We start from the raw sequence: 26899 nt of genomic DNA on the forward strand, positions 1-26899 counted from the left end.
GCGCGCCCGCCACCCTATAGGATTATTGAATCAGGTGCTTAATCGTAAGTGAACAGATCACCACCGTGCATATCAATCATTTCTAATGCTGTACCGCCGCCACGAGCCACACAGGTAAGTGGATCTTCAGCGATAACAACAGGAATACCGGTTTCTTCAAGTAATAAACGGTCAAGGCCACGGATTAACGCGCCGCCACCCGTTAGCACCATGCCACGTTCAGCAATATCCGACGCTAACTCTGGTGGAGACTGTTCTAACGCTGTCATTACAGCACTCACAACACCCGATAATGGTTCTTGTAAGGCTTCTAGAATTTCAGTGCTGTTTAGGATAAAACTACGTGGGACACCTTCAGCAAGGTTACGACCACGCACTTCAATTTCAACGACTTCGTCGAGTGGATATGCAGAACCAATTTCTTTCTTAATACGTTCAGCAGTAGCCTCACCAATTAAGCTACCATAATTGCGACGCACATAACTGATGATTGCTTCATCCAGTTTGTCACCACCAATACGTACTGATGAAGAGTAAACAACACCATTTAATGAAATGATTGCTACTTCGGTAGTACCACCACCAATATCAACAACCATAGAGCCAGTTGCTTCAGAAACAGGTAAACCAGCACCGATTGCAGCCGCCATAGGCTCGTCAATCAAAAATACCTCACGCGCACCGGCGCCCTGTGCAGATTCACGAATAGCACGACGTTCGACTTGTGTTGAACCACATGGTACACACACTAAAACACGTGGACTCGGACGGAAAAAATTATTGTCATGCACTTGTTTAATAAAGTGCTGCAGCATTTTTTCTGTCACGAAAAAGTCGGCAATTACACCGTCTTTCATTGGGCGGATAGCGGCAATATTACCCGGTGTACGACCTAGCATTTGCTTTGCAGCTGTACCGACTGCTGCAACACTCTTATTCGCACCGCGCTCTTGGCGGATCGCAACAACAGAAGGCTCGTCAAGGACAATACCTTGACCTTTAACATAAATCAGGGTGTTTGCTGTTCCCAAATCGATTGATAAATCGCTAGAGAATAAGCCTCTTAACTTCTTAAACATGGCTATGGGCATTCCTAAAAGTAAAATGTTGCAGGATCGGTTAACTGTACCAATGCGCAAAGAATGAGGCAAGTTTATCAGACTTTATGACCGACAAACTATTAATTTAACCTTCTTCGGTAAATAACTCGATCATTGCCAGAAAAAAAGCCAAATACGATGTTTGCAGAGGGTGATTGAACAGCTCCAGTGTCGCTGCCTTCCCACTTATATTTAAACCAATTATCAACGGTATAATCAAATTTAACCTCACCATTTCGATTCGGCGCTGCAATGATTAATCCCTGAGTGACACCGTTGGTAAAATGTCCGTTTCCTGAAAACGCAGGTAGATTTCCAGCGGCAGGTGGCACTCCGCCTAAAGAAATGTTAGTTAGCGTCGCATAGGCAGCATCAAATCTCGTTTTAGTATCATCACGGTGAGGAATAAAGTTTACGCCATCGAAATATTCCAGTCGCATGGTTGTGGCAAAATCATTCGATATTGGACCATATCCATCATCAATCGTCCAACGGCCATAGCGTAGTTCAGTCGCTTGTGGAGATAACTGGCGTGCCGTTGCTTGCGCCGCTGGAATATCTAAATCATTGAGAACAACACCATCTTTATCAGTAATGCTGATACCAAAAAGAGTATTCATCATAGGTCCATCAGGTCCAGCTAAATCTCGAGAAAAATAACCATAATCCGGCATATCACCTGGTCTATAGACACCATTAATCCAAGCTCCGCCATAATCCTTTAGACGATGAGATAAATCTAAGCCATCCGAGTTTGCAATAAAACTAACCTTCGCCTTATCATCACCATTGTAGTTTTTTGTCACTGCACCCAGACTATTTTGTGCTTCGAGTTGATAGTCAAATGATAGCTCGGGTTGATCCATGTAAGTTATACCAGAGCTCATACTTCCGGACGCAAAGAAAATCCAAGCATCACTCCAATCACTGCCGATACCCGGTTCGTATAGAGAGCTGGGTACCTGACACCATTGTGAATGGTCCCATTCCGGTCTACATTGATAAATATTACCATCTTTGGATAGTACTTTCGTTCCAGCAACATAGGCTTGAATATTTTTAGGATAAGCATAATCATAACGGCTTGGGTTATCACTCACTTTATTTATATAGTTTTCAACACTTGATGATACCAAAGTAAAATGCGATGGAATAAAGCGACCTATCTCAGTACCATTAGAATTTGCCGAAAAATTATCATCAACAGAAAACGCCATGCCATAGTAGTCGGTGTCTTTCACATTTATCTGAATTGCGCCTACTTCACTATAAGTCGAGTCAGCAAAGCGATAAACGCCTTTATCAAAGGTTGGCAAGCCAGGCATTCCAACCCACGTTGCCGACGTTGAAGTTAATAAAGTCTTATTCGTCGCATAACGAAATCCCCCCTCAAACAAACCAGTTGTAGGCATAGACCGGGTTAACTTTATACGTAAGTGATCGTTTGAATTAGGGACATAATTAGACGTAATGCTGCCACCTGAATTCAACGCTTGGATCTTAAATGTGAAAATATCACCAGCTTTATGTACATGCTCTAATACATTGTTATCCTGCGCCGTCATATCGCCATTATGATCCGTGGCTTTAATTTTAAATTTATAGGGTCTCACTGCAAACTGATTACTTTGCCCCTTAATTGTTAAACCATCCAAATCATTACGATTATCATTGATTGTATAAGTGGCTATTAAATTTATTTTACCGGCATCTTGATACTGCGTAGTATTAATCTGGGCGGCATTGTTACTAAATATTAAATCAACCGCACTGTAATGGTTTTCTTCATTTCCGTTATTTTTACCGAGATTCACGGTATTAGTGACGAAGTTTAAAGGTGAGCAACTATTTGGCTCTTGGCATTGAACACCCAGCTTAACCGGGATTATTTCATTATTTTTGAAAATGTTCTTACATTGGCCATTTTTATTATAAAAAGCATCCAGTTTAATGGGTTTAGAAAAGTTAACACCCGCCACTTGATTGGCAATATCGTCACTGCCATCAGCATTATCATAGCTAAAGAAAAAACCGGTATCAGCAAAGTTAATATCGCAGTTACTCGTACCATTACATTTATAAGTCTTATTAGTACCTGTTAACGATAGAGTTAAATCATCTTCTTTTAAGTAACCTAAATTAATATTGGTTGTACCCGTAAAAGTACCACTTGGCTTAGAGATATAACCAGAACCAAGCTTTGCATTACCGACTAAGGTGACACTTGTCGAACGCGTCGATTCAGCACAGGCACTACCTGATTGGAAATTATTGGTACAGGCTTGAACGCTAACAATTGCAGGTTCACAGGTTAATGCGCGATCACTGAAAGTTAACCGATAATGTTTAATCGGATCTGGTGGTGGGGAATATGGAGCAAACTTGATAACAATATCATCCCAAGACATATCATCAGAATCACCATAAGATGTTGTGTCTATTTGTAACTCATATTCAGTATTTGCTGTTAGTACTTTATTTAAACGCCAAGTGAAGTCACCATTAGAACGCGAGGTGTATAAAATAGTAGAATCGATATACTGATTATTTTTAAGTAAAGTTAGCTGAATCGAATTGTAGCGTGTATACACATCACGATAATTATACATCGTAATGTCCTTTAAGGTTGAACCTTTACTTGGTGTGAATTTATATACCACACGTTCACCTTCATTCTTGTTTGGATACCAACGACCAGCATAACCAACTCGGCTCCCATTATTATCACCAATATGACGTCGTTGAATAAAAGAAAAACTATCCGTATTACCAAAAGATGTCTTTAAAGTTATATCCTTAAAACTAAAATCATCAAAGTCCCTACAATATTGATTCCAACCTATAAGGTCGTCATCTCTATTATAGCATTGTCCAACAATAGCGAGTTCATAATCACCTTTAGGCAAATTTACAGATAATCCTAATGATGAACTATAACGATACAGTTCTGATCGAGTATTGACTACAGGTGTATTACTTCCAGCCTTCCAAATTACAAAGTATAATTGTCCTCCGATACCTGAAGCACTATGAATCTTAATTTCGGTAAGGGTTATAGCTTCAGTTAAGTTGAAATGTACAGGATTATTAGGTTTAGGGTTCCTCAAGTTCCCGTACCAAGTACGGTCCGCCGTTACAAGATATTCAGGTCCCATCGCCTTATAGGTATAATCACCAATATTCATTCTGCCTTTCAATACTACGTCGGCAAAAACAAATTGAGGGGATAATAAACTAATAATAAAAGCAATAACGAATCGCAGCTTAGAGCCTGGTCTTTCTTGTAAATACAAACTCAATTTCATAATTTCACTTCCGCTTCAATATTATGCTCAGCAATAATTTTTCCACCATCACAAGTGCCAGTGGAGGTAAGATAAAATAGGCTATTGCTATCCACAGGAATACTTTGGCAAGTAATCGCAACACTGCAGTTTTCCAATCCAACTTCATTACTGATATCAAACTGTAAATTAGTGGGGACATTAGGAAAATCGGCACATACTTGATTACGTCTCAAGACCTGATAAATTCCATAATCCATTCCGCTTTCAGCCGCATAATAGGCTTTAGCGCTATACACTTCGTTCGCGACACTATCAGCGGTTGAGCTCAGGACACGACTTAAGGTTGCAGCTAATAAAGACATAACCACAATAATAAATAAGGCGATAACGAGCATACTACCTTGTTGTTGCTTGATACTTATCTGCATAGTGTTAACTTCACTGTTTTATAGGGCATATCATTATGGAACATTGCTTATAACCAATTGATGATCGAATCGAAGCACACTGTCGTCGCGCAATTTAAAACCAAAATTAAGATTTAAAATTGCATGACTAAATTGACTGGCCGATGACAAGCTCACCGTACTATCAACACTCAGATCATCAGCCATCAAGACTCGATTATTTAAAGTATAATTTTGTGCTGATAATGGCGCTTGATTTCGGAACAAACGCATTGAATCACCTATAGCAATTAAGCAATATTGCACTTTATTCTCGGCAATGAAATACCGTGAGACAGCGGAGTCTCTGCTTAAATTACTGCCAAACGTTAAATCAGCTTGGGTTGGGTTAGCACCAGTTTCCGGGACATAACTTGTTATTTCAGCAACCGTACTCGAGGGAAATAAATAAAAATCATCCGCATTAGTGGTCAATACACTGACATATTGACTTCTAAAGTCATTTGCATTGCTGCCTGCATTTTCCCTTGTTCGACGGTCCATGATTAATGACATAGTAGACTCACCGCTAACGTGACCAATATACAGTCCTGCGGCGGTAAAAGGCACAAAGTCGATGCAAGAATAATTACCTGTGGTATTAATTCTTAAACTAAACGCGACGGCAGAGTTAAGCTCTTTATCCAGTCGGTTAAAGATAAATCGCGCATCGTTTAAGCGTTCATTCTGATTAATCGATGTTTGATACAGCACAACATTGGAACTGATAAAACGGCTACTGAACATACCGACAATGCCCAATAGCAGGATCACGATTGTCAGTTCGATTAAGGTGAACCCTGCATGATTACCTTGTGGCGATTTAAGCCTAATCATCAGTAGTTCCCCTTAAATGCCGTTAACTCAATAGTTTCATCATTAGGCATTAATATCGTAACTCGGATTCTTTTCGCTACGTCAATCACACCCGGAGCGAGAGCCCCATCAAATTTATCTGCCGCGAACGACACACAAATTCGTAAACCGTAGCCAGGGTATTTATTCGTAAAAGCTGCCAATGCAGCGCCAGGGTCACTATTCACACAGTAAATATTATAATCATCAACGTCATTGAAATTGTCAGGTGCCGAGCGAACTTCACTGCCTTCAGTGCCTAGGTCTGAACTACAAGGAAATGGTACGAACCCCTGTTCACCACAACGGATAAAACCACCAGAGCTCCTGCTCGTTTCATCATAATAACGGATCAATACTTGGTCCATGATGCGCTTGCCTAAGGCCGTTGCTTTAATTTGATACATAGGCGTGACGGTATTGTTGGCTTGCGGCAAGAAGATACCCGTGACAATCACTAACGAGATGGCTAACACCACCATACCGACCACAATTTCAATCAAGGTGAAACCGCGTTGATTTCGCGTCTTAGGTGGTCTTGGCATTGAATTAGTTTTCATGAATAAAACCTTGTGCTTCGATACGCAGTGATAATGTTTGTGTGCCCATAATCGAGATATTACAACCGCGATTACTGGTACTACAACCATTGGCAATACCGAATTCATCAAACTCAATAATGCCCGTATTTTCAGTGTTCGTAACGCTAAAACCGACTTGAGTTCTATCCGCCTCGGCTCTGCTCATCCCCAAATGTGGCGCTGCAAATGAGGTTGGTAATCCAGCACCACAATTCGTTGGAATGCCAAAGCGACTGGCGGTAATAACAACACGGTTACAGGCATAGGGATTGGTTGTACGGGAAGTTCGACAATCGCGACCACAGCTCATCGCTTGCTGTTGCACGGTTTTGACTAATTGCTGTAACTGATCACGATACGTTTGTGTTTCAAAACCATCGTTACCGTTAAATTTAGGGATCGCGGTTGCCGCTAGAATGCCCGTTAGCAAAATAATAATGACGAGTTCAATGAGGGTAAAGCCTGACTTCTTATACATATGCTATAGCACCTCATGGCTTAATGACTGTGGATGCTAGGTATTAGATCCCTTCCCATACTGAGTATTGATAATATTATAAAATTAAGAGAGTTGCATTAATATCAGCGTATTAATCAAGGTTAAATACGTATAATGAAGTGATTTGAAGACACTGAGAGGGATATACAGGTAAAGTCTTTATAAATAAATCTTCAACAACAGATACATCATCATTTAAAGGTAAACACCTCACATGATATTGAAGTACTTTTACTTTAGATTAAAAATATTACCAATTACCATTGACTTTATCTGTACGACAAGCGATTGCAGTAGAATTAACTTTACCTTTTTCTATAAAGTATGCCTTATTGGTATTCGCTTCTGTATATTTTATACAATAATCGCCCGGAGCGAACTCGCCCTCTAATACGAATGAAATATTTTTAACGCGCCCAATCTGTAGAGGGTCCATTGGAAATTTTGCAGTGAAACCAGATAATTTAAGCGCTTTAACAATACCCTCAGCTGTTGCAGTAGGGAAACCATAAGAAATTTTAATATCTTCAACTTTAGGAATTGGCGGCTTGTAAGTTGTTTTTAATTTTTCAGTGCCATCAATAACAGACTTAGAATAGACAATGTTTGCAGCACTATGTAGTTCAGCTTGAACATCATTCATTTCAGCTATTCTTTCATGATCTTGTAGATTGATAAATTTAGGCACAGCCGTTGCTGCTAAGATACCAAGAACGATAATTACGATCACTAGTTCAATTAATGTAAAACCGTTTTGTTTCTTCATCTTTGGCCACTTTGTTATTAGATATAAAAAAGGCTTACTAAAGTAAGCCTTTTAAAATATAAAGATAAATATTAGTTACAAGCAGTTTTAGAAGAGGCTAACTTACCAGTCGCTAAAGTATATGTTGCACTAGAACTTGCCGCTTGGGTATAAAGTAAACATATGTCATTTTCATTTACATCCGCAGCTAGTCCAGCTACAAAAATGATGCTTGCTGGTGTTGTAGTAGGTGATGTAGCAATAATATCAAAACCGTCTAATGTCACCGCTTCTCGAATGCCAGTTACTGTTGCTGCAGGGTAACCAAATTCAGTATTAATGGTATCTCCATTTTCAACAACGCTTTCTCCAGCACCATTTTCTTTACCATCAATAGCGGATTTAGAATAGACGATATTAGCAGCACTGTGTACAGCGGCTTCAGCACCTTGCATTGCAGATGCTCGAGCATCATCTTGCAGGTTGAGAAATTTAGGCACAGCTGTCGCAGCTAAGATACCAAGTACAATAATTACGATTACTAATTCGATTAATGTAAAACCATTTTGTTTTTTCATATTTGAACTCCAATTCACTTTGTTGATAAATTACATAGACATAAACATGACAATACGTCCACATAATTTACAATAATGTACGTACCTGTATATTTTTTGATACTATGCCAAAAAAATAATATTTTAACTAGTTTTATTTACTTAATGTGGCGAAATCCTAATATAACGACTAAGTATAATGATATTTAATATAACGACGACAACCATAAAAAATATAATCACAAAATTAGGTAATTAAAATTACCCTTGAACAACGCCCATCATGTCCCACATAGGAACAAAAATACCCAGCGCTAAAATCAATACCATGATGGCAACAATACCAATCAATATTGGTTCAATCTTAGCGGTTAACGATTGCAGTTCATAATCCACTTCACGTTCGTAAAACTGCGCGGCCTCTAATAACAACTCATCCACTTGGCCTGTTTCATCACCAACCGAAATCATTTGTAAGATCAGCGGGGTAAACATGCCGCTTTCAATCGCCGTAATCGTTAAACTTTTACCTTCTTCAATACCTGTGCGCATAGACAAGATACGTACTTCCATCCATGCATTATCAACCGTTGAGGCCACCAGAGTGAGACTATTATTCAGTGGCACACCACCTTTAAGCATTAACGAAAAACTGCGCGCAAAACGCGATAGCAGGGTTTTTTCGATAACAGGCCCCACAATCGGGATGCGAATATAGAACAAACCCCACTTCAACTTACCTTTATCAGTTTTAATATAATATTTGAAAGCAAAAATACTGCCGATCACACCCACGATTAATAAGTGCCAATAATTAACAAAGAAAGCGGAAGATGCCAGTAAGGCACGTGTCGCCCACGGCAATTCAACGCCAAATTTAGTAAACATATTAGCAAACGTGGGGATCACAAAAATATTTAAGACCACTAGCGCTAGTAAAATCGAGATTAATACAAACATCGGATAACGGATCGCACTACTAATACGGCGTCGTGTATCCATTTCTAATTCAAGATAATTAGAAATTTGTAAAAATGAATCATCCAAGCGACCAGTATTTTCACCCACACGGACAATCGACACAAAGATAGACGCAAATACGTGTGGATGCGCATGCATCGCTGCCGACAATGTTGTCCCGTTGTTTAAACGCATCACAACATCATTGAGTACGTCTTTCAATTTAACGTGAGAACTCGATTCTGATAGCCCTTTAATCGCACGGATCATGGGAATACCAGCACGGGTTAACGAATACATCTGACGCGCGAAAATAACCAGCTCTCCCAACGGGACTTTCCGTGTAAACAGTTGGCTAAAATCAATATCTCGGTTGCCAGTCGATACATTAATTGACGTAGGCGTGATCCCTTTACGCATTAATGATTCAACAAGCACATCTTGATTTTGCGCTTCTTGCTGTCCCGAAACAGCATTGCCTTGGATATCCCGGCCTTTATAACTAAAATTTGGCATTTGCTAACCTTAATAGTCCTATTTACTGTCCACTACGGTCCAATGCCCTAACCACTTCAGCCAAGCGTAGAATCTTTTGAATATCACCGCGATCAACTTTATCTAATTCTCTAATATTTTCTGCAATATTGGCGCCGAAGGTCTCAGACGTTAATACGTCACTATCAATCACATGTTCAGCATTATATTCATCCTGACTGGCGTTATCGTCACTGCTTCTGTCGTCGAGCGTAAGTTCATCTGCCAGTTTTAATACTTCCTCGATAGAGGTTAAACCTTGTTTCGCAAAATCCAGCGCCGAAAGTACTAATGGTCGATAATATTTGGTTTTACGTGCTTCAATAGCAAACTCATCAGGTGCTTCACGTCGCAGTGCATCGCACATTGCATCATTGAGTTCTAATAATTCAAATACACCGATTCGGCCACGATAACCCGTATAGTTACAGCTTTGACAGCCCACACTGCGATAAAAATGAGCGTTCCCCAGTGGTTCTTTGGCTATTTTTTCTAAACAATATTGCTCACTACTGGCCAGATCATGAGTGCTTTTACATTGACTACATAATTTACGCACTAAGCGTTGTGCAACCACAGCGCGTAATGCAGCGCCAATTAAATAGCCTGGTGCGCCCATATCCATTAACCGCAATGCACAAGTAATCGCATCATTGGTATGCAGCGTTGATAACACCATGTGACCCGTTAATGCACCTCGCAAACCAATTTCAGCCGTCTCTTTGTCACGCATTTCACCCACTAATAAAATATCAGGATCTTGACGTAAGCAAGTACGCAGAATATGGGCAAAGTCCAAACCAATCTTAGGATTAACCTGCACTTGGCTGATCCGTGGTAAGCGGTATTCAACAGGATCTTCCACCGTAATAATCTTTTTACCGGGTTCGTTCAATTCACTTAAAGCCGCATATAATGTGGTTGTTTTACCGCTCCCCGTGGGCCCTGTCACCAATACCATGCCATGGGGACGACGGATCAAACTACGTAAACGTTTAATTAACTCTGTTGGCATACCGGTATTTTCTAACTGGAAAACACCCGCGTCTTGATTAAGTAGACGCATGACGACTGATTCACCATACTGCACTGGCATGGTTGACATCCGCACATCAATCGATTGATTACGCACGTTTAAATTAAAACGACCATCTTGCGGTAAACGCTTTTCAGAAATGTCCAAACCCGCCATTAATTTGAGACGTAATACCAATGCCGGTACGATTGCGACTTCATTAAGGATATTTTCTTGTAGCACACCATCAACACGTAAACGAATTCGTAACGCTTTTTCATCCGGTTCAATGTGGATATCTGATGCCCCAATTTGCACCGCATCTTCAAATACTGAATTAAGAAACTTAACCACGGTTGCTTCGTTAGATCCATCATCTACATCACGAAATATATCGAACTCTTGTGTTGGTCTATGTTCATCTTCAAGTTGACCAGCAAACGCTTCAATATCTTTGGTTCGGCGATATAAACGGTCATAAGCGGGTAATAATTGGCTTTCTCTGACGATGGCAAAGTCTAACTGGTAAAGAAAAAGTAAATTTGATATCGCTTCAACGGCATAAAGGTCAGCGGGATCACTCAATGCCACCGTTAAATTATTATCTTCAGATTTAACGACTAAAGCACGATGACGACGCGCATGTACTTCCGGTAATTTCAGTACCGTCTGCTGTGGAATATTTAATGCAGAAATATCTAAAAATGGAATATTTAACTGTTGGGATAAAAAGCTAAGCAGTTGCTCTTCAGTAATAAAACCTAAGTTGATCAGTGTCGAACCTAATTTTCCGCCACTACTACCTTGCTCTTTGAGTGCTAAACCAAGTTGCGCCTCACTGATAATGTTCTCACCAACAAGTAAATCACCCAATCGTTGTTTTAATTTCAATTGTACCATTACTGTTTCTCCAACTGGGTAATACGCGCATTAATATAATTACGTGAAGAAGTAGATAACTGCCCCATGTTTTGTGCGGTGTGATAAGCCGTTAATGCTAATCGGACTTGCTGCGCTTTGTCGGCAGAAATACCCAGTCCTAACCACCATTTAGCCCGGTTCGGTTCATAGTTGGTCAATTTCTTATACGCAATTAATGCTGTATCTAAATCACCTAGACTTTGTGCTAAACCTGCAAGCATGGCGTAGTAATCGACATTGCCGTCAATCTCGGGCTGGTGTGGCTTAAGATAATAATAAGCTTGTTGTTTATCTTTATTCTTTAAATAAATACGCGCTAACATTAGGCGAAAATTCGTGTATTCAGGTGATACACTTAAACCTTCTTGTAACAAGGTGACTGCCGATTGCGTACGTTGCTCACCGTATAAAATCGCAGATAGTTTTTCTCGAGATAGGTCATGTTGCTTATCCAACGTCAACACTTTGCTAAATAGCTGTTTGGCACGTGCTTTATCACCAGCAAGTAATGCAGCTTCTGCTTGTTTCGCATATAACTGAGCTTGCTGTACAGGCGTACGGGTAATCGCCTTAATTGAAATTATATTTTCTTTCTCAGCGTCATCGTTAGATGAAATCGCAATGCTTTGTATTGCAGTGACTAAAGGCTTCACCTTAGCGGGTGTTGGCGCTTTGGCTTCAATGTGAACGACCTTAGCAACCCGCGTAACAGGCAACGCGATTGGTTGCGCCGCACTTACCGTTACTTTCTTTACGACAGGGCTAACGACGACCGGTTTTTCGAGTAAGTGATTCGTGATCACCTTTTCATTTACGTCATGCTGATTTGTATTTACACGCACAACTGTCTTCACTTGTTCAGATTGTATGTGTACTTTTTCTGATATCGCAGGTAATGCACCCGCGTTTGCAACCGGAGCGACTAAAACTGTCATATTTTGTTTTTGGACAAATAGATAAGCAGCAAGTAGCCCCATCATTACAATCGCGATAAGTAAGCAAATAATGACATTATTATTACGTGCTGGCGCGGTAACAACGACTGCACCACGTTGCTCAGGTTGTATTTGTTGTTGCTGGACACCTTTATCTAGCCCTTGTAGCATTTGATTAATAACACTCACAACATTGATTCTCCAAACCAGCAAATAACTAATATCATCTCAATAACAAGAACACTGGCTAAGATCGGCAAACGTAAGCTACGTTGCTGAATTGCACTTTCGGTGTCTTTAATGGCAAGTTTAACCAATTTCGCACTGACCTTACGATCGTTCAAACCATAACTTAACATTAAACACTTATTAGCTAACACATTGATTAACCTTGGTATACCACCACTTGCTTGGTGTAACATGCGTAATGCGCGAGGTTCGAATAAAGGCGCACCACGATAGCCAGACACAGTAAGACGATGTTCAACATAACTCGCCGTTTCATTAATAAGTAACGGGCGAAGTTGGTACGAAAAGGTAATACGTTGGCGTAATTGACGTAAGTTATCTTGCTTTAATCGCGTGTCTAACTCAGGTTGGCCAAACAACACCACTTGCATTAATTTCTTACTTTCAGTTTCTAAATTACTGATTAAACGTAACGCTTCGAGCGTTTCATGAGGTAGCATTTGCGCTTCATCAATCAATAAGACGACTTGTTTTTCTTCTGCCGAAAGTGCAATTAATTGATGATTAAGCGCTTCTGTTAATTTGTGTTGATCCAAACTGGCATCAATACCGAGTTCACTGGCAACCGCAGCACGCATTTCATTGGGTGTTAAGTACGGATTAGGTAAATAGGCGATCACATAGCCATCGCCTAGTTCATTGAGTAATTTACGACAGATAAGCGTCTTACCCGTCCCCACTTCCCCGGTCACTTTGATAAAACCTTCACCACTTGCCAGTGCGGTAGTCAGAACCTGTAATGCTTCAAAGTGCGGTACCAAGGGGTGATAAAACTGCGTATTTGGCGTCAGACCAAATGGTACTTCCGTCAAACCAAAATGCGCGTTATACATTAGTTTTTCTCATTTTTTTGTTCTGTTGGATACCACTGTTCAAGTAATTCAGCTGAACGTTCCAACTCTAAGCGCCATGTATTTTGGTCAACAACCACTGGTTTAATTAAAATAATTAACTCTGTTTTTTGTACTGATTGCGAACGATGAGTAAAGAGTTCACCTAACCAAGGGATATCTCCCAAGAAAGGCACTTTCGACACCAAATCTTTATTCGCGGTTTTCATCAAACCACCAATAACAATAATTTCACCACTTTTCGCTTTCACAACGGTATCCGTTTCACGTACCTCACTTTTTGCCAATGGAAGTATAATTGATTTACCGTCACCTGATGAGATCGTTTTAATCGAATCGCTTACTTCAATAATCGATGGGTGTACATGTAATAACACACCACCATCACTGTCAATTTGCGGCGTTACATCGAGGGCGATGCCAGAGAAAAACGGTGTTATCTCAACATTTTGTTCTACCCGATCATTTTCTGTTGATGTTGATCTTGATGTACTATAACCCGTCACAAAATATTCATCTCGACCAACTTTAATCACCGCTTTCTGATTATTTAACGCTGTAACACGTGGACTAGATAATACATTTACATCACCTTGCGTTTTTAACAAATTGATTGCTGCACTAAAGTCACTACCCGCTAAGGTCAATACACCACCACCAGAAGCTATGTCTGTGATATCAGAAACATTAAATTTAAACGATGAATCCGTTGCAACATTCGAATTATTCACATTCCAATCAATACCTTGCTCGTAACCGTCATTTAACGTCACTTCCATGATCTTCACTTCAAGCAATACTTGACGTTGTAAGTGTTCCTCAGCTTTAGCTAAAAAGTCTTTTATCTTACGAATGTCTTTCGGGTAGCCATGTACGGTAACCAAACCTGCTTGCGGACTAATCACAACTTGGGTATTTCGTTCATTTGCCGTTAGAGCCTGTAATGTATTTTCTAATTCTGCCCAGTAATCAGTGTCCGTTTGCGTCGATATCTCAGTACCTTTATTCGTTGTTGACGATGATGAATCATCATCGTCACCGTCTGACGAACTACTGCCCGACGAGCCATTATCGGTTAGATAACCAGAACTAATTGAACTGTTTGATAAACCATTACGCTTCATCAATAAGTAGTTCATCGGTATAATTTCGGTACGTAGTCCCGCCCCATTTACCCGATAGGTATTACCATGACGTTTGATATCATAACCATACATATCCGCAACAGCGTCCATGGTTTCAGCGATCGTGACATCATTTAATACCACAGTGACACGGCCCGACACGTCAGGACTCACAATAAGATTATATTTAGTACCCTTAAGCAGGGATCCAAAGAACTGGCGTGCCGACACTAATTTAGCAGCAATGTCCATACGCGGTTCAATAACAGGTGTATTCAAACTGTCATTACCGTCGAATCCAGGTAACAGTTCAGCATTGACATCATCAGGCACCGTCCAAGCTTGTGATTGAGCGTCTGCACGATCAAGCTCTGCTTGAATTGATTCTTTAATGACTACAGGCTCAAGTGAACTACGTGTTGTTTCACAACCCGTTAAAAACACACCTAAAATAATAGCAAGATACAACTTGTTCATAATTAAATTTGAGCCCTAATGTTTAATTTCACTGCCAAATAATGACAATCTAAATTCTTTATCGTTACGTACAAAATACACAAAGTCAGTGGTAACACGGCGTACTTTGAAGCCTGAAACCCAGCTTCCCGCTTGCACCTCTTTGTCATTCATGATCGCAATATATGTCTGATCACGCACAAAAATGGCCTGTAAAGTCGGAATACGTACTTTAGCCTTAGCTTGACGACGAATGACAGGCTCTACCGCCCCCCAAGGACCCGTTGGATCATCGAGTACATTACCGTTAATCACACCTTGTCCCGCTTGCGCAATACCAGCACTCAATAGAATGAATATTGGCAGTAATAATTTAACCACGAATAAATTCCTTATTAACACTCAAGGTATAAATCTCCATCACTACCTGCGCGGTTGGGTAGTCTTGTATTTGATAATCAAAGACCTCCCAATAGAATTTCTTGGGTAACTGTTCAATGCGGGTTAAATAGGCTTGAATATTAAAAAATGACCCCGTCATCGTTATACGTAAACCATGTCGATAAAGTAATACCTCCGACTCATCCGTGACGGTTATCGATGTTTCATCACTCTTAATGATATCATCCACATTCAGATCTTGGCCGCTCGCACTCGAAAATTTAGGTTTGGCCTTCTCTTCGACCTTTTCAAGCGCGTTATTATTACCGGTTAGCGTCGTCACAGGCAATGACTCAATCGATATCAACTTCACGTTCTTGGCGCGGCTTAATACATCACCCAATACCAAAGCCATTTGATTTGAGTTAATTAAGTCGGCCGTTAAATCGGTTAATTTACCATTTGCCTTATTAAATTCGGATTCAGCACGCGCAATACGTAACTGAACGACTTTATTTGGGTCACTCGCTAATGCTTGCAATAATTCTGCTTTATCAAATTCATATTGTTGTTGCTGCTGCTGCAAAGAAGCCAGTTTTGACTGTGATTTTTGATTTTGTAAATAAACCGGTTCTAACCAAAAACTATAAATAAGATAAACAATCGCGATCAACAGCGAGCCAACCAGTAATAAACGCTCACGCATTGATAATAAAGTAAACTTAGCTTTCATTGTAAGCCAATGTTGCTGCATCATTCACTAACCTCCACAACGAGTTGGTTAGTTAAAGTGAATGCGATCACATCATCACTATTTCGATTAATATTTAATAAGTTAAACTCTCGACCTTGTAATGATTTACCCTGTGAGAATTTACGGATCCAACGAGGTATCGCTTCATGTGTTCTTGCTATCCCCGTCAGCGTCATACGATCACCGGATAATCGTATTTGATTTAAACGAATATCTCTATCGCGTTGTAGTGCTAAATCAGACATTAAAATAGCAAAACCACTTGATTGTACTAATGCTAAATCGGATAGCTGCACCAATAATTCATCACGGTATTGTAAACGTGTTCGTAACCGAGCTAATTGTTGGATTAACGCCGGATTTTGAACATGCAGTGATACTTGATTAGATAAATCAGCCACTTCAGCTTCTTGTTCAATCAATTGATTTTTTGCCCATTTAACTTTCTGCTCTAATACAGCCTTGTCATTCTCAGCCATATAAACAAGTGCTAACATCACCACAAGCGCACTAGTGATAGCGACCACCGCTTGCATTAATGTTAAATATTCTTTTTTTGGCTTAAACGCCTGAGTATATAAATTTACGCGATTTTTCATCACAATTTTTCCAAAGCGCCGCCAATGGCAGGTAAGAAACCAGTATCAATATGTTCACTAATATAGGCATGCTTTAATGAAATAACAGGGATAGTAAAATTAAGCTGTAAACGTGCAATTAGCGGCTCTAAACTAGTACTCGGTAAGGCTAAATTAATTTCTTTCACTTCCGGTAATTTCAATTGGCTTACCGCAAAGTCAGCTGAGCGTTGAATCTCTAAGCTAAAGTTATCTAACAACGAAGTATCAAGCTCATGCTCTTTTAGATCCCGTAATCGAGAAAAACCACGTAAACGGCGCGAGAAATAAACTTGGTTATCGTGGATAATCGTCAAATTTACTTCTTGATAATCCTGTTGAGCAATTAACATTTGTGTACTTTTTCGATTCGCATCAGCACTGGTATTAAATAAGTTTGCCGTCGCTAACTCCTCAATACCAATCGTAAGCAGCTCAAGTTTTGCTTGCTGTATTGCAGTAACAATTAATTCCACGAGACTTTTCGCACAATAAACGAGGTTAATCTTATTCTGATTAGGCACCGAAAAATAATCGAATACCACGGTATCAATAGACTCACTGATAAACTCTTTCGCAATGAAAGGCAATGTACTGGCAATTTCATCATCAGGGACACTTGGCTTATCAATTTGTAATAATTGATACAGTTGATTTGATAGCACAACATGGCAAGTGGATGCCTGTAGGTTGTGTTTCGATATCATGCTATTCAGTGTTTTAACAAGTTCAGATACATCACCAAATGCGCTTGAATCAAGTATCGAAATCGTGTCATTGCCTGCCGATAATGCACAGATATCCACACGCTGTTTAGCAATGAAAATACCCAGTTTTGTTGGTATATTTCGATTTTTTAACCAGGGTATACGCATAAAAACTCTGTCGCACCTAAATAAATGAATAATGGCTTATAAATTATGACAACGACTATCATACTTTAAACGGCATTAAGTAGTAAGCAAAGTGTGAGATTAGCACCATAATTTCACCAATAAACAACGAAAGTATCACACTAAAGTCACGTTATCATTCAGTCAATACTCTGACTTGATTACAAAAATGACCTTGAGCACCATAAACGCCGAGTTTATTTAATGCATCCCACTCGCCTTTTGATTCCACACCAACCGCAATCACAATAGTAGCCAAATTAACAGTACCGCCTAGAATACTTCGAATCGCCAGTTGATTAATTTGACGCTTATGTAAATCACGCACTAAACTCGGGTGAATCTTAATAATGTCGACATCTAATTTTTTTATATATGATGAATCAACCACATCTTGACCAACCATATCCACAGCGATACAACAGCCCAGTGCTTTTAGATTTTTAACGGGCTCTAATAACATTTCTAAATTACGATTAATTTGATATTCATGGATTTCAAAATGCAACATCGCGCGTAATCTCACCGGCAAACGGATAATATCGAGGTAAACAGCGCGCATAAAACGTTTATCCAAATAACTCTGAATATCTAAGTTTATCCCACAAGAAATAGGCTCACCTTGCTCTAGATTCGAGATTGCCCGCTCTACAGTTAGTTGGTCAATGCGTTTCAGTACGCCACATTTTTCTGCCATTGGTAAGAAGACACCCGCATGAACCCATTCATCATTCTCGTCTTTTAACCTTGGGTAAATTTCATGACCCAATACCTGCTTATTTTCCATGCTTAAAATGAGTTGTTGCTCATAATAGAATGCATTATTTTTGAAGGTCCGCTCAAACAGTCCACGCCATCTGACAGTGCCTTTCGCATAAACCGGTGTTTGTTCTTCTTGTTCATACAAGAACCAACCAGAGCAGCCTTGTAAAACCGCAATTTTTAATGCCTGATCGACGTTTTCTAATACTTCTTCTGCGCGTTCAGCATAATGATAAATAGCGACACCAGTATAAAATAATTCATCACAATCCACAGGCGTGAATAAACTGATTCGTGTGAGTAATTTGTATAATTGCTTCATCACAATTTCAGATTCAGGGCCAGTGACCCGAGGCAATAAAATGGTAAATTGATCGCCACGATAACGAGCAAGTACAGAGCCAGTAAAACGCTCCACAAACTTACTTAGCAGTTCACTAACCGATTTAACCATTTCATCAACACTTGCCACACCATGGTTATAATTTAATTGCGATAATTCATAGAGTTCTATTTTTATAATCGTGCCAGCGATAACGCCGGGATCTGATAACATGGCTTCTAATTGATTTAAAAAGAAATCACGATTACCAATGCCAGTTGAGGCATCAACAAACGCGTTAGTACGCATATAAGAATCAAAACGACTGCGCTCTTGTTTGGTATCTTCCAGGTCTGCAATTAATTTATCAAACGCACGACTGGTTGCTTTTGGCCATTCAAATTCGGAGCCAACGGCCACTTTAATATGCTCACCGTTGAGAATTTTATAACTGCGTGTAGACAGTAATTCAGCACCATACATGCCTTTTTTAAGCAGCCAAATGGCAATGACTAAACCAAATAAAGCAATAAGTAAACCCGTGCTCACTCCGGTAAATAATTCAGGTGGGTATTCCATCGCATAGTAGGGTGAAAGCATAATAACTTTCGCTTTAAAGTCACTGTTCGCTTTTAATTCGAAATGATACTCTTTGAGAAAAGAAGTAGCGCCCTCAGTATCTGCCGTTCGCCCATCAAAGTCGTAACTGACAATGCCATCTTTTTCGACTGTCAGTTGTAATACTGAATGCGCACGTAATAACTCAGGTAGCCAGAATGCAAAACGAGGCTCACTGTCTTCCATCGCTAGTTGCTCGTCCATCACATCAATCAATCGCGAGATATTTTGCTTTTGGGTCTCAATCGCAAGGCCACGTAAACTAACGCCCCCGCCCAGCAATACCACACCTATAGATGACAGTACGCAAACAATAATAAAACCAATCAGTTTGTTGGTAAATTTCATATATTCCTATACATCCCTATATCAGAATCTCATCATGAAACACAAATTATGATAACGACAATATAATGCCGATATAGTTAATTATTCTACTGTATTCTGCTTTTAATAACATATAAAAACTAATCACGTGTGGCATTAACACAATAAAAAAAGCAAGTAAGACAAAGTATATGAATAATTTTCGGGGTAAATATAACGAAAAATAAAAAAACCCAGCATTTCTGCTGGGTTAGGAGTCATTCTATCTTTTAAAAGTATTTATATTTACACTTTCAAAAAGTACAAGTGCTAGAACGGAATATCATCATCAAAGTCTGCAGACGGTTCGTTAAAACCTTGCTGCGGAGCTTGCTGTTGAGGCGCAGAAGCAGGAGCTTGCTGTTTAGGAGCATAGCTTTGCTGTTGCGGTGCCTGTTGTTGCTGTGGCTGTTGGTTATAACCACCTTGTTGTGATGCAGCTGCTGGTTGTTGTGGTGCAGTTGCAGGTTGTTGTGGCTGACCCCAACCTGCATTTTGGTTCTGCTGTTGTGCCTGTTGGTTACTATTATTATAACCGCCACTCTGCTGCTGTTGACCGCCTTGACGCGAACCAATCATTTGCATTACACCGTTAAAACCTTGTACTACCACTTCTGTTGTAAAACGATCTTGGCCATTTTGATCTTGCCATTTACGTGTTTGTAATGCGCCTTCAATATATACCTGAGATCCTTTACGTAAGTATTCACCCGCAATTTCAGCGAGTTTACCGAATACAGCAACACGGTGCCATTCGGTTTTTTCACGCTGCTCGCCAGTTTGCTTATCACGCCATGATTCACTTGTCGCAATCGTTAGATTGGCAACCGCGCCACCATTTGGGAATGAGCGGATTTCAGGATCATTACCTAAATTACCAAGAATAATTACTTTATTTACGCCACGACTGGCCATGCTAGCTCCTGTGCTGTTCACGAACCAGGTTCAAAGCCTGGTCTATTTCAAAATCTTTAGTCGCTTTTAAATAAGCAACCTGTTCTTCTAATACTACTACAGCTTCATTAATACCGGAAAGCGATATTAACTTTTCGGCGATTAATTCAGCGTCTCTTTGGTTGGCGATGGTCACAGAGATAGTGTGAGCTTTCACTTGCCCAACATTTTCTAGCCCCAAAGAAATCACAAACCATACTATCATTACCGCAGCAATGATAAAGAAGAGACCTTGTGACCCCAATTGGGAATACAAGCTACCAGCCATAATACCACCACAAAATGCACCCGCAAACTGTGATGTCGAGTAGACGCCCATTGCCGAGCCTTTTGCGCCAGCTGGTGCCGACATCGAGATCATGGCAGGTAAAGAGGCTTCCAAAAAGTTAAATGCGGTAAAATACAACACGATAGCGAGTGCAAAGAGCCATAAGTTGCCATTTGCAAATCCCATCACACAAAGTGCAAGACCCATCAATGCAATCGCGAATAAGAAAAATTGCTTATTCATTTTCTTCTTCGCAGCAATAATGAGCATTGGCACCATTAATACAAATGATAGCAGTAATGCAGGGAAATATATCCACCAGTGGTGCTCACCAACTAGCCCCGCCGATTCTAATTCAAATGGCAATGATACAAACACAGCGGTCAAGGTTAAATGCAGCAAAAAGATCCCGGCATCTAAACGTAATAGCTGCGGATCACGTAACATTGCTCTTAATTTATGACGATTGGTACTCGCATCGCCTGTGGGTGCTTTGGCTGTTGCATTCGGCACAATAAAATGCACAACAAGCATACCGATAATGGCAAGTACTGCGGTCACAAAGAAAATGCCTTTAAGACCAATCCACTGCGCTAATACAGGCCCTGCCACCAGTGAAAAGGCAAACGAAAGTCCGATACACATGCCAATCACAGCCATCACTTTCGGTCGCTGTTGTTCACGGGTAATATCTGCAGCTAACGCAAGAATCGCACTGGCAACAGCCCCTGTGCCTTGTAATACGCGTCCAAAAGCAACGCCATAAACCGAATCTGCGAGAGCAGCGACAATACTACCTAAACAAAATAAGCCTAAACCCGCAATAATAACCGGTTTACGACCAATCCGATCGGACAACTGTCCCATCGGTATTTGTAATATGGCTTGGGTTAATCCGTAAGCACCGATCACGATACCGACCCACAATGGCGAATAGCCAATCAAATCACGTCCATAAATGGCAAAAACGGGCATGATCATAAATAAGCCCAGCATTCTTAAACCAAATACCAATGCTAATGACACTGCTGTCTTTTGCTCTAATTTAGATAAAGCTACATTATCCATAATTAATCCATCAACCTCTCAATATTTACCGCGCCATATTAACACATCATCTAAGCTGAAAATAAAAATCATTTAAAACAGCCACAATAAACGTCCACCATGCTTTAGCATTAACAAAAAACGAAAATAACCGTAAAATACCGAATTAACTAAATAGGTTGAAATAAAACACCAGAATTAATACTTAACGCAATGATAATGAAAATAAAATGCAATATTAAACCATTAATATAGCTAAATAATAAAGTATGAGCCGAGATAAAACTAAATGCGAACTTGACTCATTTATAGCACACCGATATGTTAAGTATGAATTAACAACTAGTTAACATGTAATGTCCCAGAGAGATTAGCTCGCGACTTCCACTGTCAGTTAATGCTTTAGTATCAAGCCGTATCGAACTTAGGTATTACAATTAACACTTTAATTAAGTCATTAACCAAGTTTAACCGTTTTATAATGCTATTTAGCATAGATATGGATATCACCACACAAACTAAAGGATTTAGTCATATGTCGGATTACCCAAATGTAGTATTGCTGTCTCAGCCGAGTCTACAAGTTGCCACTTTAGTCTCTTGTTTAAGAGCTAAACTCGATATACCTGTACAACAATTACGTGAAGTGGCCGAAGTTGAACGTATCTCAATTGATGACAATTTATTATTACTCGTTGATACAGACAACCTCAGTGCAATCTCACAAGAGCAGCTGAAAAACAAATTAAAGCAATACCATGGTATGTTTCGATTAGCCCTGATTAATTTGAGTGATGACACCACGATGGAGAACATTTCCACTTGGCCATCGATATTTGGCGTATTTAATAAGCGTGATGAACTCGATGTCGTTTGCAAAGGCATACAAAAGATCACCGAAGGTGAATTCTGGATGCCACGACGTACACTCAGCTCACTGATCTCCATTTACCGCTCTACCAAAGCCGTTGATCTAGACCGAAAACCAGAACTCACAACCCGTGAACAAGAGATCTTACGTCAGCTAATGACGGGTTCATCAAATTTAGAGATCGCTGATACGCTTTATGTCAGTGAGCACACGATCAAGTCACATTTATATAATGTATTTAAAAAGATCAAAGTAAAAAATCGCCTACAAGCGGTATCATGGGCAAAAGAAAACCTTATCTAATTACAGCTGATTGTTTAGAAACAAAAGACAGATAAGCTCGAAGCCCTAGACTAATATAACTTAAAAGTCATATCTAATATGGCTTTTTTTATACTTAAAATTAGATAAATTTGTAACAACCTTAACTTGTTATGTTTCATTTATGTTGCAACCATGGTACATCTAATGCTAAATAATGAAAACGTATGGATACGTAACCCTATCGCTCACCATTCAAAGGATCTGAAGTGGAGCAAAAATACGACACGTATAATAGGTTCCCACAGGGAGGCCAAGACGAAATTGATCTTACGCATCTCTTTAATATAATTAGGCGCTCGTTTTTACGAATCTGTGTTATCACCACCATTGTTAGCATTATTGCTGCCATTTTTATTTCTGATCTTCCTCCTATTTATAAAGCCAGCACAGTTTTACAATTACAAATACAGCAAGCGAAGCCAATTGCCATCCAAGGTTTATTACAAAACGATATAAACAACAAAGATTACTTCCAAACTCAAATTGAAATTTTACGTTCCGACGTGATCACCGAAAAAGTCATCACCAAACTCAATTTATCTCAAACCCCTTATTACACACAAGATAAACCGAATAGTAAATTAAGCTTGATACTCGATAACATCATGCATTTTATATCACCAACAAAAAAACAAGCTAAGGCAATAAACCCACACGCTTTTATTGGCCAGATAAAATCGGCAGTGAATATATCTCTCATTAAAAACACCCAATTACTGACCATCAGTTATGAGCATAACGTACCAGAATTGGCTGCTTTAATCGCGAATACCTATGCCAATGTGTACATCCAGCATAACCGTGATTTTCGAGTCCTACAGACAGTTACCGCATCACTTTGGCTTAAAGAAGGGGTGCAAGCACTCAAAGATAACTTAAATACAGCAGAGAGCAATCTCACTCATTTTCTCCAACAAGAAAACTTAATTGATGACAGTGGTATTGATAATTTCACCGCAACAGAATTACAGAACCTCACCACTAAATTAAACACGATTAGAAGTGAATTAATTGGCGCGCAAACCTTATATCGACAAATAAGCCAAGCGCAAAATTTAGACTTGCTCACTTCAACCTCAATCAAGGCATTATCCCATCACGCAGTGATAGTTGAATTAAGAAATGATTACACCCGAGCAAAGCACAATATCGCCGAACTATCCAAACGCTATGGTCCACAACACGACAAAATGATCCAAGTAAATGCACAACTCAGTGCCGCAGAAGAAAATGCCCAAAACGCCTTACAACAACTGGCACTCGGGTTTAAAAAAAATATCAACTTACTTGAACAAAATGAATCCGCCGTGATCGCCGTATTAGAAAGTAAAAAAGCAGAACACCGCACCCTGATAAAACAAAAAGCACGTTATAAAGAACTCAACCGAGAGTTAACCTCGAGCAACGAACTGTATAATATGTTTTTAATGCGTTTGAAAGAAACAAACCTCACCAACAACCTTAACCTATCAACAGCTACGATTACCGGTATCGCTAAAACGCCTTTATCCCCTTTTAAACCCAAACGCGCATTGATCTTAGTGCTCGTGATCTTATTAACATTGATGCTGTTAGTCGCGCATGCTCTACTGCATGCGCTATTTTTTGTGAATCAAGACAATGTCACTAATCTACCAGCGCCATTACTTGGCTCACTACCCAACTTTAAAGCGATTGATAAAAAATTCCATCAACAATCGCCACAGCAATTATTTCTTGGCAATAAGATAATTTTTGAAGCAGCGCAAAATTTACGTACATCATTGCAGTTATCCGCCAAAATCAAGCAACCACAAGTCATCATGATCAGCTCCAACACCGTAGGCGAAGGGAAAAGTACATCCGCTATTTATCTCGCGATGGCGTTAGCACAATCCCACAGAACCCTTATTTTAGAGGCTGATTTACGTAGACCGTCGATAAGAAGAAAAATGGGGATCCCCAATAGCCAACGTGGATTGGCTGATATTCTCAGTAAAAGTGGCAGTTTGAATAGCTATATATGGCGTGATCAACAAACAAATTTAGCTGTATTATCGGCAGGAGAGTTAACCGAAAGCCCATCCAATTTACTGAGCTCGACACGTTTTACCAGTTGCCTGGCCATTTTAAGATCCCAATATGATTATATTATTATTGATTCGCCACCTAGTCAGCTAGTCAGTGACGCATTAATTATTGGGCAACAGTCTGATTTTAATATACTCGTGACCCGTGCAAACGACTCCAAGATTGCTGGACTTAACAGCACCATCGCATTACTGGCGAAGCATGGCGTCAGTACCGATGGCATTATACTAAACCAAGAATCATTGAAAAATGATAGACGCTATCAGTACCAATACCAGTATCACAATAAAAGTCAAAAGGAAGTTGCACGGGCCTCATAGCTGTTCTGCATAACCAATGAAAATCTTAAAGAATTTACAGCTAACAGTATCCTCTATATTCATCTTACTCCTATTCAGTTCGCGGGTGACCGCGTCAGAGTTAAGTCTAGAGACTAATTCTGAACTTGGACTTAATGTAATACCCAGTCTCTCACTCAATTATAAACACGACGATAATATTACCAATGCAAAAACCAATCCGCAGGCTTCTAATTTAATTGAAATAATGCCCGCATTACGCATTGAAGGGAAAAAATATAACACCAAGTTTACTTTGGGTTATGAGGGGCTACAAAGCTTATATAGTGAAAATTCGGATAATAATTATACCGATCACCAGTTACAAGTAGGACTTAACCGAACATCCAATCGCCGCCATCAGTTGGCTATTTCATACCAATTTAATCTTGGCCATGATGCCGTCAATATGGGAATATCAGAAGGTAATGAGCAAGTAACAGCGCCCACCAAGTTTTACACCCAGCAAGTTGCATTAAGTTATGTTTATGGCAGCCAATCTTCAAAAGCCAAACTCAAACCTCGATTTAGTTTTAACAATAAACGCTACGACAAAAAAAACTCAAGTTACACACCCATGGCTGATTTCAACGAATATAACTACGGCCTCGCTTTTGACTATAACATCGGGGCGAGCTTAAACTTATTACTTGATATCAGTAACCGCGTAACCAATTACCAAGGTACCGCGAATCACAAAGACAGTAATAATAGCCTGCTGTATACCGGTATACACTGGGACATAAGTGGCAAAACGCAAGGTATTGTAAAAATAGGTTATGAGAAAATTAATTTCGCCGACAGTAGCCGAAATCCTCAAGCTAACCCAAGCTGGGATATTGGTATTAATTGGCGTCCAAAAACATATTCCACCTTCAACATCAATGCCAGTCAGAAGATCATCAATGCAGTCACAGGAACAGACAGCATAGAAGCAGATCACAAGTCAATAGGCTGGGAACACACCTGGCGTTATAATTTGTCGAGTTCACTCGCTTACCACTATCTAAACGAAACATACCAACATAGCGCGCGTGAAGACAACAGCAGTACCATCAACATCGCACTGTCTTATCAATTAAGCTCTTGGCTCGCATTCGGTCTTAGCTATGAACATCAACGTAAATCATCTTCGGAAGTTAACTTAGGTTATGACAAAAATATTTACGGATTAACCAGTTCCCTCGTATTTTAAATGA

General features: G+C 39.8%; 23 protein-coding genes. 3 read left to right on the plus strand and 20 right to left on the minus strand.

Annotation, left to right across the window (positions count from 1 at the left end):
* Nucleotides 1–38: 38 nt before the first annotated feature.
* The 20 genes from AKG98_RS11760 to AKG98_RS11855 form a co-directional block, all read right to left on the minus strand.
* Nucleotides 39–1079, minus strand: coding sequence for a rod shape-determining protein (locus AKG98_RS11760; RefSeq protein WP_067045918.1), 1041 nt, complete (start codon nucleotides 1077–1079; stop codon nucleotides 39–41).
* Nucleotides 1080–1180: 101 nt separating this feature from the next.
* Nucleotides 1181–4405 (minus strand): DUF6701 domain-containing protein, encoded by a 3225-nt coding sequence (locus AKG98_RS11765; RefSeq protein WP_067045920.1) that lies wholly within the window; start codon nucleotides 4403–4405, stop codon nucleotides 1181–1183.
* Nucleotides 4402–4815: a PilX N-terminal domain-containing pilus assembly protein gene (locus AKG98_RS11770; protein WP_228140283.1), complete on the minus strand. Its 414-nt coding sequence runs from the start codon at nucleotides 4813–4815 to the stop codon at nucleotides 4402–4404. Before AKG98_RS11770 ends, AKG98_RS11765 begins: the two co-directional genes overlap by 4 nt.
* Before the next feature lie 33 nt (nucleotides 4816–4848).
* Nucleotides 4849–5670, minus strand: a complete 822-nt coding sequence (locus tag AKG98_RS11775; protein WP_067045922.1) for a prepilin-type N-terminal cleavage/methylation domain-containing protein — start codon at nucleotides 5668–5670, stop codon at nucleotides 4849–4851.
* Nucleotides 5670–6248 carry a prepilin-type N-terminal cleavage/methylation domain-containing protein gene (locus tag AKG98_RS11780; RefSeq protein WP_228140284.1) on the minus strand — a complete coding sequence of 193 codons (579 nt, stop codon included), beginning with the start codon at nucleotides 6246–6248 and terminating at the stop codon, nucleotides 5670–5672. Before AKG98_RS11780 ends, AKG98_RS11775 begins: the two co-directional genes overlap by 1 nt.
* A complete protein-coding gene (locus AKG98_RS11785) occupies nucleotides 6238–6747 on the minus strand; it encodes a prepilin-type N-terminal cleavage/methylation domain-containing protein (protein ID WP_067045923.1) in 510 nt (169 codons plus the stop codon). Before AKG98_RS11785 ends, AKG98_RS11780 begins: the two co-directional genes overlap by 11 nt.
* Nucleotides 6748–7018: 271 nt before the next feature.
* Complete coding sequence (locus AKG98_RS22930) at nucleotides 7019–7534, minus strand: prepilin-type N-terminal cleavage/methylation domain-containing protein (protein WP_067045925.1); 516 nt, start codon at nucleotides 7532–7534, stop codon at nucleotides 7019–7021.
* Between the two features lie 71 nt (nucleotides 7535–7605).
* Nucleotides 7606–8091: a type II secretion system protein gene (locus tag AKG98_RS11795; protein ID WP_067045926.1), complete on the minus strand. Its 486-nt coding sequence runs from the start codon at nucleotides 8089–8091 to the stop codon at nucleotides 7606–7608.
* A 240-nt stretch (nucleotides 8092–8331) separates the two neighbouring features.
* Nucleotides 8332–9546 carry a type II secretion system F family protein gene (locus AKG98_RS11800; protein ID WP_067045928.1) on the minus strand — a complete coding sequence of 405 codons (1215 nt, stop codon included), beginning with the start codon at nucleotides 9544–9546 and terminating at the stop codon, nucleotides 8332–8334.
* A gap of 22 nt (nucleotides 9547–9568) precedes the next feature.
* Nucleotides 9569–11479 carry a GspE/PulE family protein gene (locus tag AKG98_RS11805; protein ID WP_067045930.1) on the minus strand — a complete coding sequence of 637 codons (1911 nt, stop codon included), beginning with the start codon at nucleotides 11477–11479 and terminating at the stop codon, nucleotides 9569–9571.
* Complete coding sequence (locus AKG98_RS11810; protein ID WP_067045932.1) at nucleotides 11479–12624, minus strand: lipopolysaccharide assembly protein LapB; 1146 nt, start codon at nucleotides 12622–12624, stop codon at nucleotides 11479–11481. The genes AKG98_RS11805 and AKG98_RS11810 overlap by 1 nt, the downstream gene beginning before the upstream one ends.
* Nucleotides 12621–13517, minus strand: coding sequence for an ExeA family protein (locus tag AKG98_RS11815; protein WP_067045933.1), 897 nt, complete (start codon nucleotides 13515–13517; stop codon nucleotides 12621–12623). The genes AKG98_RS11810 and AKG98_RS11815 overlap by 4 nt, the downstream gene beginning before the upstream one ends.
* Nucleotides 13517–15136 (minus strand): pilus (MSHA type) biogenesis protein MshL, encoded by a 1620-nt coding sequence (gene mshL / locus AKG98_RS11820; protein ID WP_067045935.1) that lies wholly within the window; start codon nucleotides 15134–15136, stop codon nucleotides 13517–13519. Before mshL ends, AKG98_RS11815 begins: the two co-directional genes overlap by 1 nt.
* Nucleotides 15137–15151: 15 nt before the next feature.
* Nucleotides 15152–15496, minus strand: coding sequence for an MSHA biogenesis protein MshK (locus AKG98_RS11825; protein ID WP_067045937.1), 345 nt, complete (start codon nucleotides 15494–15496; stop codon nucleotides 15152–15154).
* Entirely contained in the window at nucleotides 15489–16253 is a 765-nt protein-coding gene (locus tag AKG98_RS11830; RefSeq protein WP_067045939.1) for a glucose-6-phosphate isomerase, read from the minus strand. The genes AKG98_RS11825 and AKG98_RS11830 overlap by 8 nt, the downstream gene beginning before the upstream one ends.
* Complete coding sequence (locus AKG98_RS11835; RefSeq protein WP_067045941.1) at nucleotides 16250–16849, minus strand: PilN domain-containing protein; 600 nt, start codon at nucleotides 16847–16849, stop codon at nucleotides 16250–16252. Before AKG98_RS11835 ends, AKG98_RS11830 begins: the two co-directional genes overlap by 4 nt.
* Nucleotides 16849–17742 carry a type IV pilus biogenesis protein PilM gene (pilM, locus tag AKG98_RS11840; RefSeq protein WP_067045943.1) on the minus strand — a complete coding sequence of 298 codons (894 nt, stop codon included), beginning with the start codon at nucleotides 17740–17742 and terminating at the stop codon, nucleotides 16849–16851. Before pilM ends, AKG98_RS11835 begins: the two co-directional genes overlap by 1 nt.
* Before the next feature lie 154 nt (nucleotides 17743–17896).
* Nucleotides 17897–19810: an EAL domain-containing protein gene (locus AKG98_RS11845; protein ID WP_067045945.1), complete on the minus strand. Its 1914-nt coding sequence runs from the start codon at nucleotides 19808–19810 to the stop codon at nucleotides 17897–17899.
* Between the two features lie 288 nt (nucleotides 19811–20098).
* Complete coding sequence (ssb, locus tag AKG98_RS11850; protein ID WP_067045947.1) at nucleotides 20099–20743, minus strand: single-stranded DNA-binding protein; 645 nt, start codon at nucleotides 20741–20743, stop codon at nucleotides 20099–20101.
* A gap of 1 nt (nucleotide 20744) precedes the next feature.
* A complete protein-coding gene (locus tag AKG98_RS11855) occupies nucleotides 20745–22118 on the minus strand; it encodes an MFS transporter (protein ID WP_067045949.1) in 1374 nt (457 codons plus the stop codon).
* A gap of 514 nt (nucleotides 22119–22632) precedes the next feature.
* On the opposite strand from AKG98_RS11855, the gene AKG98_RS11860 reads away from it, so the two are divergent.
* The 3 genes from AKG98_RS11860 to AKG98_RS11870 all read left to right on the plus strand — a co-directional run bounded on the left by AKG98_RS11860 (nucleotide 22633) and on the right by AKG98_RS11870 (nucleotide 26895).
* Complete coding sequence (locus AKG98_RS11860; protein ID WP_067045951.1) at nucleotides 22633–23271, plus strand: LuxR C-terminal-related transcriptional regulator; 639 nt, start codon at nucleotides 22633–22635, stop codon at nucleotides 23269–23271.
* A gap of 227 nt (nucleotides 23272–23498) precedes the next feature.
* On the plus strand, nucleotides 23499–25682 hold the full coding sequence (locus tag AKG98_RS11865) for a polysaccharide biosynthesis tyrosine autokinase (protein WP_198155507.1): 2184 nt from the start codon (nucleotides 23499–23501) through the stop codon (nucleotides 25680–25682).
* Between the two features lie 16 nt (nucleotides 25683–25698).
* A complete protein-coding gene (locus tag AKG98_RS11870) occupies nucleotides 25699–26895 on the plus strand; it encodes an outer membrane beta-barrel protein (RefSeq protein WP_067045952.1) in 1197 nt (398 codons plus the stop codon).
* Nucleotides 26896–26899: the final 4 nt, after the last annotated feature.

Source organism: Moritella sp. JT01, from assembly GCF_001574435.1.
In the GTDB taxonomy this organism is placed as follows: domain Bacteria; phylum Pseudomonadota; class Gammaproteobacteria; order Enterobacterales; family Moritellaceae; genus Moritella.